This is a genomic window from Pseudomonadota bacterium, from assembly GCA_016927275.1.
GTDB lineage: Bacteria > UBA10199 > UBA10199 > 2-02-FULL-44-16 > JAAZCA01 > JAFGMW01.
Genome location: JAFGMW010000112.1, coordinates 1 through 10248, shown reverse-complemented (window position 1 = coordinate 10248; position 10248 = coordinate 1). Strand labels below are relative to the sequence as shown.

Annotated in this window: 11 protein-coding genes; 2 read left to right on the top strand and 9 right to left on the bottom strand. The window is 65.1% G+C overall.

Translation table 11 applies throughout. The features are described 5' to 3' along the window. The 9 genes from JXA24_07700 to ruvX form a co-directional block, all read right to left on the bottom strand. On the bottom strand, positions 1-560 hold a 560-nt coding region (locus JXA24_07700; protein ID MBN1283636.1), incomplete at its 3' end, for an FAD-dependent oxidoreductase. Beyond that, entirely contained in the window at positions 557-1567 is a 1011-nt protein-coding gene (locus tag JXA24_07695) for an ornithine carbamoyltransferase (protein ID MBN1283635.1), read from the bottom strand. The genes JXA24_07700 and JXA24_07695, both read right to left, overlap by 4 nt. 61 nt (positions 1568-1628) lie before the next feature. Continuing rightward, positions 1629-2255, bottom strand: a complete 627-nt coding sequence (locus JXA24_07690) for a hypothetical protein (protein MBN1283634.1) — start codon at positions 2253-2255, stop codon at positions 1629-1631. 123 nt (positions 2256-2378) lie between these two features. Continuing rightward, positions 2379-3572 (bottom strand): YgeY family selenium metabolism-linked hydrolase, encoded by a 1194-nt coding sequence (locus tag JXA24_07685; GenBank protein MBN1283633.1) that lies wholly within the window; start codon positions 3570-3572, stop codon positions 2379-2381. Positions 3573-3594: 22 nt separating this feature from the next. Further along, positions 3595-4971: an allantoinase AllB gene (allB, locus tag JXA24_07680; protein MBN1283632.1), complete on the bottom strand. Its 1377-nt coding sequence runs from the start codon at positions 4969-4971 to the stop codon at positions 3595-3597. Between the two features lie 3 nt (positions 4972-4974). After that, positions 4975-6354, bottom strand: coding sequence for a pyridoxal-phosphate dependent enzyme (locus tag JXA24_07675; GenBank protein ID MBN1283631.1), 1380 nt, complete (start codon positions 6352-6354; stop codon positions 4975-4977). Between the two features lie 77 nt (positions 6355-6431). After that, the gene (locus tag JXA24_07670; GenBank protein MBN1283630.1) at positions 6432-7769 is read right to left on the bottom strand and encodes an amidohydrolase family protein; all 1338 of its coding nucleotides are present in this window, start codon (positions 7767-7769) and stop codon (positions 6432-6434) included. Between the two features lie 19 nt (positions 7770-7788). Then, positions 7789-8823 (bottom strand): endolytic transglycosylase MltG, encoded by a 1035-nt coding sequence (mltG, locus tag JXA24_07665; GenBank protein MBN1283629.1) that lies wholly within the window; start codon positions 8821-8823, stop codon positions 7789-7791. Next, a complete protein-coding gene (gene ruvX, locus JXA24_07660) occupies positions 8820-9278 on the bottom strand; it encodes a Holliday junction resolvase RuvX (protein ID MBN1283628.1) in 459 nt (152 codons plus the stop codon). The genes mltG and ruvX overlap by 4 nt, the downstream gene beginning before the upstream one ends. A 151-nt stretch (positions 9279-9429) precedes the next feature. Here ruvX and JXA24_07655 point away from each other — a divergent pair, with 151 nt between their 5' ends. Next, a complete protein-coding gene (locus JXA24_07655; GenBank protein MBN1283627.1) occupies positions 9430-9699 on the top strand; it encodes an acylphosphatase in 270 nt (89 codons plus the stop codon). Between the two features lie 91 nt (positions 9700-9790). Then, on the top strand, positions 9791-10248 hold a 458-nt coding region (locus JXA24_07650; protein MBN1283626.1), incomplete at its 3' end, for a SurA N-terminal domain-containing protein.

Here is a 10248-nt window from a genome sequence, read left to right as displayed (position 1 = left end):
TCGCCGTATTTGATCTCAACGCCGAGCTTCCTTATGAACGCGACCTCGAAGTCGACCACGTCGTGCGGCAGCCTGAAGGACGGGATGCACGAGCGCAGCATGCCGCCGGGAAACCCCTCGCGCTCGTAGACCGTGACGCGATGGCCGCGAACGGCGAGCTCCGCCGCACACCCGAGCCCCGCCGGGCCCGCGCCTATCACGGCCACGTCCCTGCCGTCGCGCGCGGGCTGTGCGGGCTCGATCATCCCGTTTTGCATCTCCCAGTCCATGGCGAAGCGCTGCAGTCCACGGATGTCGATGGGACGCGCGAGCCCCTTTGCCGTGCACCTGTTCCCGCAGAGCGCACCCGCAGGGCATATTCGCGCGCAGGAGCCGGCGAGCACGTTCGTGCGCCTCAGCAGGCGCACTGCGCCCTCCATGTCGTCCCAGCGGATCTTGCGTATGAAGAGGCGCGGGTCCACTCCGGCCGGGCAGTCGCAGGCGCACGGCGGATCGGCGCACATGAGGCAGCGGTTCGCCTCCAGCTTTGCCGTGACCTGTGTATATGCTTCAATGCTCATTCTTTTCCGCCCATGGTCAGCGCCATGATCGCCTTGGCGGTGTGGAGGCGGTTCTCCGCCTCGTCGTAGATGATCGAGTGGAGCGGGTCGTCTATCACCCCGTCCTCGACCTCCCTGCCCCGGTCCGCAGGCAGCGCGTGCATGTACTTCACGTCCTTGTGGGCGAGCTTCATGCGGCGCGAGTCGCAGATCCAGTCCCTGTGCCTCGAGAGGTTCTCCTTCATCGCCCCCTTCTGCTCGTCGCTGTCCTCCCACTTCGCGAAATGGGCGAACCCTCCCCAGTTCTTGGGGATGACGATCTGGGCGCCGCGGAAACCCTCGTCCATGTCGGAAACGAACCTGAGGCCCCCGCCGTTCTCAGTAGCGTTTTTCTTCGCCTGGGCCACGATCCCGGGCTGGAGCGGGAACTCGGGCGGCGCGGCCACGGTCACGTCCATGCCAAAGCGCGCAAAGAGGAGTATCTGCGACTGCGGCACAGAGAGCGGCTTCGCGTGGCTCTCGGCGTATGCCCAGCTGATCGTGACCTTGAGCCCCTTCAGGTTCTTTCCGAACTTCTCCTGGATGGTCATGAGGTCCGCCATCCCCTGCATCGGGTGATACACGTCGTCCTGCAGCGACATCACCGGTATCTCTGAGTATCTCGCCAGCTCGCGCAGGTACTTGTTGCCTATGCCGTAGAAGCAGTTGCGGCACGCGATCGCATGCCCCATGCGCGAGAGGACGATCGCGGTGTCCCTGGCCGTCTCGCCGTGCGTGAGCTGCATCTTATCTGGCGTGAGGTCGTGGGAGTTGCCGCCGAGCTGCGTGATGCCGCAGCCCATGGAGTTGCGCGTGCGGGTGGACTGCTCGAAGAAGATCATGAATACGGTCTGGTTCGTGAGCCAATCGGTGATCCTGCCCTTCCTCTTCAGCTCCTTGAGTTCGCAGGAGAGATCCAGCACGCGGTCGATCTCCTCCTTCGTCCAGTCCTGCGTTGTGATGAAGTGGCGACCCTTGAGTGATCTCATAAAAAAACCCCCGGAGGGTCATTTTTTAACCCTTCGGGGGCAAAAGGACAAGCACTGAAAGTCATTGATTATCTGTCGGATCGTCCTCGTTGTCCTGTTCATCCTCAGCCTCTGCCTCTTCGGCCTCTGCAGCCTCATCCTCAACGCTCAGGGCAGCGGCGCTGCAGTCTGTCACGTTCGTCTCAGCCAGCTGGCCGACCAGGGCGGCGAGCTCCTCGATCGCAGGGGCGATCTCGCACCCGTCGGTCTCAAACGCCTTGGAGAGCACATCCTCGCCCTGGCGATACTCGTAGACCAGGCCGAAGTCGGAGGGGCTTGCGTCCACGACGCACTCGGGCGAGCCCTCCACCGGAAGAGTGTAGGTCAAAAGATTCGCCTCGCCGACCTTTGCGATCACGGACTGATAGTCCTCCTCTGAGATCTCGACAGAGCCGGAGCAGGAATCGACCGCGCTGCCCTGCGCATCGATGAGCGTCGCCTTGACCGTGATCCCCCTGGCCGCGTCGATGGTCACCTCTGTCTCCGCGTGCTCGACGCCTTCGTCGCCGAACCACCTCACGGTGAGCGACTCCATGGAGACGTCGCCCGAGACGTTGGGGTTGGCGTCGAACTGCATGCCGAATCCGTTGTCGTGGCTGCACGCTGCGAGCGTGGCGAGCAAAAACACAACTGCCGCTATCCTGTACATAGGTCCTCCTGAATGGTTTTGGTCAGGCATAAGCCTTTTCGGCGCACCCGTAAAATTGTTGCGTGAAAAATTCAATTTGTCGCCAAAGGGGCTGATCTTTGCAAGTCATTGATATTATTGATTTTAAATTCGAGATCCAAAGGCGGAGACGAACGCGGCGTAGAACGCGGCGGCCTTCCAGAGGTGCTCAACGGGGGTCCACTCGTTCGGCGCGTGCGCCTGCTCCTCGAAGCCCGGGCCGAATCCCACGCAGGGGATGCCGTGCATGCCGCAGATGGAAACCCCGTTTGTCGAGAAGGTCCATCGGCCCACCCTCGCATTCGAGCCGAAGAGAGAGCGATGCGCGGCCTTCGCAGCCGCGACCGCCGGATGATCCTCGGGCACGACCCACGACGGGAAGTACTTGTCCATGGGATAGATGAGGCCGGTGTACGCCGCTGTCTCGTACCGGGGCACCCGCACGGAACCGTCGGCCTTCTTGATGATCGCCTCTATCTCAGCGACCGCGCTCTCCCTTGTCTCGCCCGCGGTGAGCCTGCGGTCGAGATAGACCGTGCAGGAGTCCGCGACCGAGCAAAGCGACGGCGCGGTCGAGCGGATGTCGCTCATCACCACCGTCCCCCTGCCGAGAAAGGCGTCGTCGCGGAGCTTCTCGTTCAGCCCCTCGATCTCCCGGATCAGCGGCGCCATCCTGTAGATCGCGTTCACGCCCCGCCCGGGGGCTGAGCCGTGCGCGGAGAGGCCCGCGACCCGCGCCTCGATCTCCATGCGGCCGCGCTGGCCGCGGTAGATATTGAGCCCGGTGGGCTCGGTGATCACGCACACGTCGGGGCGGAGATTCTCCTCCTCGATGAGGTGCTTCCAGCACAGGCCGTCGCAGTCCTCCTCCATGACGGTGGCGGTGCAGTGGAGCGTGTAGTCGCCCTCGAGTGCGAGATCCCTGATCAGCTTTCCGGCGTAGACCATGGCCGCCGCGCCGCCCTTCTGGTCGGCCGAACCCCTGCCCCACACCCTGCCGTCCTTCACGAATCCCTTGAACGGATCGAAATTCCAGAGGGAGCGGTCCCCTTCGCCCACCGTGTCGATGTGCGCGTCGATCGCGATCTTTTTCTTCCCGCTCCCGATCCTGCCTATGGCGGAGCCCAGGCGGTCCACGCGCACATCGTCGAACCCCACGGCGCGCATCTCGGCGCAGACCCGCTCGACCGCCCGCTTCTCCCCGCACGACGGCGAGCGGATCGACACGATCTCCGCGAGGAAGCCCGCGATCGGGCCCTCGAGCGATTCTGCCTTTTTGAGGATTTCGGACAACGCCATCTGCGACTCCCGGTGAGACGCCTCAGCGGCGCCTGACGAAGTTGCCGTAGCCGGGCTGTGCGGTGACCCCCCTGCCCTCCTCGAAGACCGTGCTGCCGCGGCAGATGGTGCGCACGATCCTGCCCGTGAACTCCGCCCCCTCGAACGGGGTCTGCTTGCCCTTCGAGAGGAACTCCCCGCCGCGCACCGTCCATTTCCTCTTCGGGTCGAAGAGCGCGAGGTCCGCGTCCATGCCGGGCGCGATCGCGCCCTTGCGGTCGCCGAGGCCCAGGCGCGCCGCCGCTGCCGAGGACGTTATCTCCACGAGGCGCGCGAGCGTGATGCGGCCCTTCGAGTACCCCTCCGATATGGCGAACGGCATGAGCAGCTGCGTGCCCGATATGCCCGAGTAGTCGGTCCAGATGCTGCCGGTCGCCTTCTCCTCGGGCCGGCACGGGGCGTGGTCGGAGGCGAGATACGCGATGTCGCCCGATATCAGATGCCCCCACAACGCCTCGGCGTCCTGCCTGGTCTTTATCACCGGCGAGGTCTTGAGCACGGAGCCTCGCTCCTCCATCTGATCGTGCGAGAAGGCGAGGTAGTGCGGGCAGGTCTCCATCGTGATCAGAGCGCCCTTCGCGCGCATCTCGAGGGCCGCCTTCGCGCCCGCGGCCGAGCCCACGTGCACTATGTGCAGCTGGCAGGCGGTCTCCTTCGCGATCCGCGCCGCCTGCCTGATGCCGTCCGCCTCCACCGGGTCCTTGCGCGACTCGTAGTAGGCCGCGGCGTCCCTCTTCCCGGAGGTGGCCATGCCGGCGGTGAGCTTCTGCGCCCGCTCCCGGTCCTCGGCGTGGATCGCCACGAGCTGGCCTATCTCGCCGGCGCGGCGCATCACCTCGAGCAGCTCCAGCGGCAGCAGGTGCTCGAAGGTCCGCATGCTCGAGAGCATGTAGCACTTCACCCCCACCACGCCCTCGTGCTTGAGGGTCTTCATCTGCGAGCGCCATGCGCCTGCCCGGAACGAGTTGCCCGACACCCCGCCCCAGAGGGCGAAGTCGATCACCGACATCTCGCCTATGGCCTTGAGCTTCGCGTAGAGGCCCGCGCGGTCGGTCACCGGAGGCACCGAGGTGTCGGGCATGTCCACGACGCAGGTGATCCCCCCGGCGGCCGCGGACATTGAGCCCAGGATGAAGTCCTCGTGCTCGGTGTAGCCCGGGGTGTTGAAGTGCACGTGCGCGTCGATCCCGCCCGGGACGGCGATGAGCCCCGACGCATCGATCACGTTCCTGCACCTGGGGAGGGGATCGGAGGCGGGGATCACCTGCCGGAACGTGTCGCCGTCCATGAGTATATGGACGCTGCGGGTCTCGTTCCCCTCGCCCGAGCTGATCCGTGCGTTGGCAACCAGCGTCATCATCCGTCATCCCCTCTGCGCTTTTATCAGCCGGTCGCTCTCGGCCACACGCGACTGCTGCTCGATCCAGTATTCCTGCGATCTCTGCGCCCTCAGCTCCTCGACGGTCTTGCCCTGCTGCTCGACCCACGTGTAGTACTTGAGGTTGGCCCAGCAGTCGTGCGAATGGGCGGTCCCGTCGAGTATGTGGTCCTGGCCCTGGCCGTGGAATATGGATGAGACGCGCCGCTTCGCCTCGTCCGGCCCCATCGGCCCCATCTCCCGGTTCATGTCCGCGAGCACGCTCCTGTAGCGGTCGGTGCCGTCGGTGGCGATCGTGAAGATCATGTCGCCCCTGCCGAACCCGTAGTGCCTCGCCGCCTTTATGGAGCCCAGTATGTTGCATATGCTGGAGATTCCGAAGATGTCGCGCAGGCACTCGAGGAGCCCCGGGTCGGCGCCGAAGGAGGCCATGGCCTGCAGCCCGGCGTCCTCGGTGAAGAGCTGCATCCCCTTCTTTGAGTCCCACTCGTCCACGCACATGATGGCGTCCATGTTGTCGGTGTTGTGTATCCAGGTGACGTGCTTGTCGCCTATGCCCTGGATATCGTGGCCGCCGAAGCCGTTGCAGTAGAGCGTGGGGCACTGCAACGGCTCGAGGCCGACCACCCGCGTCTCCGGGTGAACCTGCTTGATCCGGTCGCCCGATGCGATGGTGCCGGCCGAGCCCATCGCGGAGACGAGCGCGGCAAGGCGCCCGGCCCTCCCGTCGGCCTTCAGCCCCTCGAAGAGCTCGAGCAGGGTGTTGCCTGTCACGAAGTAATGAAAGCGGTAGTTGGCGAACTCGGAGAACTGGTTGACTATGATCGTGTCCCTCTCGCGGGCGAGCTCCTTCGCCTTGTCGTAGATCTCCTTCACGTTCGACTCGCAGCCCGGGGTCTTTATGTATTTCGCCCCGTAGTATTCGATCCGCTCGAAGCGCTCCTGGCTCATCTCCTCGGGCAGGATCACGAGCGAGTCGTAGCCCATCCTCTCGCCCACGTAGGCCCCGCCCACGCCGTAGTTGCCGGTGCTGGGCCAGACGAGCCTGTGCCTCCCCGGGCTGATCTCACCGCGGGCCTGCCTCTCCACGGTGCACGAGTACGTTGCGCCCACCTTGTGGCTGCCGGTGGGGAAGAAACAGCCGATGAGGAGGCAGATGTCGGCCTCTATGCCGGTGATCTCCCTAGGGATCACGACGTGGCGCACCCCGCCCTCGAAGTCGCGCCAGTTGATGTTGTAGAGGTTCAGCGGGGAGAGCGGCTGCGATTCATACGCCGCGCGCGCATCTGCCCTGGTCTTTTCGGGGATCTTCTCAGGGTGGAGCATCTCCTCGAATGTGGGACCCCATATCCGCTTCTGCGCCATATCATCCCCCGCTGCTGCCCGAATTCTATATTCCCATCCGGCAAAATTCCAAGCACCAAATCCCAAAAACAGGCGATTCACATGCGCTTCCAGAGGCGGGCGGCAAGCCGCCTCGCCCTGGCGGCCAGCGAAACCTCGTCGAACCCCCTGATCTCGAAGTCGCGCATGAGCTCCCTGCCCGCAACGATCGTGGTGCGCACCGGCGCCGACAGGGCGCCGAAGATGAGGTGCGCCTCCGCGTTCGCCGCTGTGACCGGCGTGCGCGGGACCGCATCCACAATTATGAAGTCCGCGGCCGCCCCCCTCCTCAGCCGGCCCAGCCCGCAGCCGAACGCACCCGACGCGAGCTCGGGGGCCGCGCCCCATATCGCATAGGCCGCCTCGCGCATCCCGGCCTGCGCGTCGCGGGCGCCCGCCCTGTGCACGACCGAGGCCAGGAGCGCGTCCTGCGAAATCCCGGCCGACATCCCGTCGGTGCCTATGGCCACCGGCACGCCGGCGCGGGCCATTGCGAGCACAGGCGCCACGCCGACCGCGTTGGCGAGGTTGGACATCGGGTTGTGCGCGACCGTGGCGCCGCTTCTCTTGAGCAGGGAGATGTCCCTCCCGTTCACGTGCACGCAGTGGGCCGCGATAGAGCCTCTGCGCAGCACGCCCATCTCCGCGAACCTGGCGGCGGGCGTGATCCTGAAGCGCCGCCGGGTCGCGGCGACGTCCTCCGCACCCTCGGCCACGTGCACGTGCGCGCCCACGCCGTAGACCTCCATCAGCTCGCGCGCCGCCTCGATGGTGGCGTCCGAGAGCGTCATAGAGGCGTGCAGCCCCACCATGCCCCGCTGCAGGCAGCCGGGCTCCCTCGCGATCCTCGCGCGGATCGATTCGAGAAACGACGCGCTCTCCTCGGCCGCCTCGTCGCGGAGCCGCCTGCCCCCGCGATCGGAGATCTCGAACGAGAGGCACGCCCTGAGGCCCACCTGCCTCACCGCCTCCGATACCGTGTGGAGCGAGCCGCGTATCGCGCCGTAGCTCGCATGGTGGTCGAAGACCGTGGTCACCCCTGCGCGGACCGAGGCGATCGCGCCGAGAAGCGCGCTAGCGTGGACATCGTCGAGTGTGAGCGCCCTGTCCAGCCGCCACCAGAGCCTCTCCAGCACCTGGCCGAACGCCCTCGCCCTGCGGGCCGGCGCCCCCAGCGCGAGCATGCCGTAGAGGTGCATGTGCGGGTTGACGAGGCCGGGCAGCACGTACCTGCCGCGCGCGTCGATCGCCCTCGCGCCGCGCGCGTCGGGCGCGCGGGAGTCGTCGCCCAGCGACTCTATCGTGCCGCCGCGCGCGAGGATGAAGCCGCACGGGATCGCGCGGCCCCTGCCCGCTATGATGCAGGCGTTGCGCACGATTATCGGGCGATCGGGCATCTTAACTCTCCGTGTCGCTTCATCGCTCGCCGGCCATCCGGCCGCCGTTCAGCTGGTATCTCCTCACAGCGCTCGAATGCTCCGAGAGGGTGGCGGAGAACTCGTGGGTCCCGTCTTTTTTCGACACGAAATACAGATAGTCGCTCGGCGAGGGGTTCAGCACCGCGGCCAGCGAGGCCTTTCCGGGGCTGCATATCGGGCCGGGCGGCAGCCCGGGATGCAAATAGGTGTTGTAGCGGTGCGGGTTCGATATGTCCTGTTTGCGTATGTTCCCGTCGAAATCGACAAGGCCGTAGATGATGGTGGGATCGCTCTGCAGGGGCATGCCCCTCCCGAGCCTGTTGAAGAACACCGACGCTATGAGGGGGCGCTCCGAGGGGTCGCCGGTTTCCTTCTCGACTATCGAGGCGAGCGTCACCACGTCCCTCATGCCCATGCCCTCCCTCGGGGAGCCCTCGGCCGAGAGATCCTTCCAGACCTCCGCGAACCGATCGGTCATCACCTTTATGAGGGCTGCCTCTCCGAGGGGCTTTGCGACAAGATATGTGTCCGGGAAGAGATAGCCCTCGAGGGTGGGCGCCCCCTCGAAGCCCAGCGCCGCGGCCTTTCCCGGCTCCCTCGCCGCGGCCGCGAACCTCGCGGGCATGTCGTCGTCGACCAGAAACGGCTGGCGCTCGAGGGCGCGGGCGATATCGGCTATGGTCCACCCCTCTATGACCGTGAACGCGTACTGCTTCACCTCTCCGCGCGCGAGCATCCCCATGACCTCGGGCATCCTCACGCCGGCCGGAAACTCGTAGGTGCCCGCCTTGAGCCTGCGGTCCACCCCCCTCGCCCTGCCTACGACCTCGAAGAGCCGGGGGGTGCCGATCACGCCCTCGCGCGCTAGCCTCGCCGCGATCGCGCGCATCGACATGCCGGGCTCGATCAGCACCTCGGCGGTGAGCTGCGAACGCCAGCGCGTCGCCCCCACGTAGATCGCGAGCCCGGTGGCCGCCGCGAGAAAAGCCGACGCGATCAGCACGAATGCGAGAAAGCGGCGAATCGCCCTCATCCTAAGAACCCCTCCCCTCCCTCCAACCGATCCCCTCTCGAGTCGAGATAGTCCTGCAGGATCGCGACCGCGGCCATCTTGTCGATCACCTCCCTGCGCCTCTTCCTGCTCACGTCCGCCTCGATCAGGCGTTGCTCCGCCGTCGCCGTTGAAAAACGTTCATCCCACATCTCGACTGGCGTGTCGAGGCCAGCGGCCTCCATCGCCCCCTTGAGCCTGGCCGTGAACGCCTCGACCTTTGCCGCCTGCGGCCCGATACCGCCCTCCTCGTCGAGCGGCAGGCCGACGAGGATGAGGGTCGCCTCGAGCTCACGCGCATGCCTCATGATCTCGTCGAAGTCCCGGCCGCCCCCTCGCCTCTCTATCACGCCGATACCCTGGGCGATCAGCCCCATCGGGTCGCTGGCTGCCAGCCCGATCCGCTTGGAGCCTATGTCGAGGCAGAGAATACGCATAAATACCGGGATCCGGGACCCGGGACCCGGGACCCGGAAACCGTTAACCGGAAACCGTTAACCGTTAACCGTTAACCGCGTATTAACCCTTTTGTGGTGATGCATCAAGTAACATCTTGATTTCCGACAAAAAAATTGGCATCGAGGGACGATGGAGAGAGTACGAATCATCGTCCACGGCATGGTCCAGGGGGTCTTCTTCAGGGCCAACACGATAAGGCAGGCGGAGAGGATGGGGATAACGGGATTTGTCCGCAACCTGCCGGACGGCTCCGTGGAAGCGGTGGCAGAGGGACCGAGGGCCGATCTGGAGGGGTTCGTGGCCTGGTGCCACAGGGGGCCGGACATGGCGCGCGTTGAAAGGGTGGATGTGAGCTGGGAGAGCCCGAGCGGCTCTTTCCGCGGCTTCGGGCTTGGCTAGGCCTTCCATTTGACACGGCTCGGCCGGCGGGTGTATAGAGACAAAAATTTCTGCAGGGACCCGTTTCAAACGATCTAAAAGGGGAGGGATCATGAGGATGATAAAGTTCGGTGTTGTCGCTCTGGCGCTGGTGTCAATCGCAGCATACGCAGCCGGCTGCGGCAGCGGCTCCTCGTCGGGCAAGGTGCTGGTCGAGGTCAACGGCGAAAAGATAACTGAAGGGGATCTCGACTTCCTGTCCGAGGTGAACCCGAGGATCGCACAGCAGATCAACAACCCCGAAGGCAAGAAGAGGATACTCGACAACCTGGTGGAGCAGAACCTGCTGTACCAGCAGGCCATCAAGGAGGGGATCAACCGCGATCCCAAGGTCAAGGCCAAGGCGGACCTCTACCGCAAGGTGATCATCGCGCAGGCCCTGGTCGACGACGCCGTAGAAAAGATGGCGAAGGACTACTACGAGAAGAACCAGGACGAGTTCAAGAAGCTCAAGCTCTCCCACATCCAGATAAACTTCGGAGATGAGAAGGGAAAGAAGGACAAGAAGGC

What these genes read in the sequence shown, in the direction of transcription:
- JXA24_07690 (MBN1283634.1), bottom strand. Translation starts at nt 2,255, where the DNA reads ATGTACAGGATAGCGGCAGTTGTGTTTTTGCTCGCCACGCTCGCAGCG.
- mltG (MBN1283629.1), bottom strand. Translation starts at nt 8,823, where the DNA reads ATGAGGGCGATTCGCCGCTTTCTCGCATTCGTGCTGATCGCGTCGGCT.
- JXA24_07670 (MBN1283630.1), bottom strand. Translation starts at nt 7,769, where the DNA reads ATGCCCGATCGCCCGATAATCGTGCGCAACGCCTGCATCATAGCGGGC.
- JXA24_07655 (MBN1283627.1), top strand. Translation starts at nt 9,430, where the DNA reads ATGGAGAGAGTACGAATCATCGTCCACGGCATGGTCCAGGGGGTCTTC.
- JXA24_07695 (MBN1283635.1), bottom strand. Translation starts at nt 1,567, where the DNA reads ATGAGATCACTCAAGGGTCGCCACTTCATCACAACGCAGGACTGGACG.
- ruvX (MBN1283628.1), bottom strand. Translation starts at nt 9,278, where the DNA reads ATGCGTATTCTCTGCCTCGACATAGGCTCCAAGCGGATCGGGCTGGCA.
- JXA24_07685 (MBN1283633.1), bottom strand. Translation starts at nt 3,572, where the DNA reads ATGGCGTTGTCCGAAATCCTCAAAAAGGCAGAATCGCTCGAGGGCCCG.
- allB (MBN1283632.1), bottom strand. Translation starts at nt 4,971, where the DNA reads ATGATGACGCTGGTTGCCAACGCACGGATCAGCTCGGGCGAGGGGAAC.
- JXA24_07675 (MBN1283631.1), bottom strand. Translation starts at nt 6,354, where the DNA reads ATGGCGCAGAAGCGGATATGGGGTCCCACATTCGAGGAGATGCTCCAC.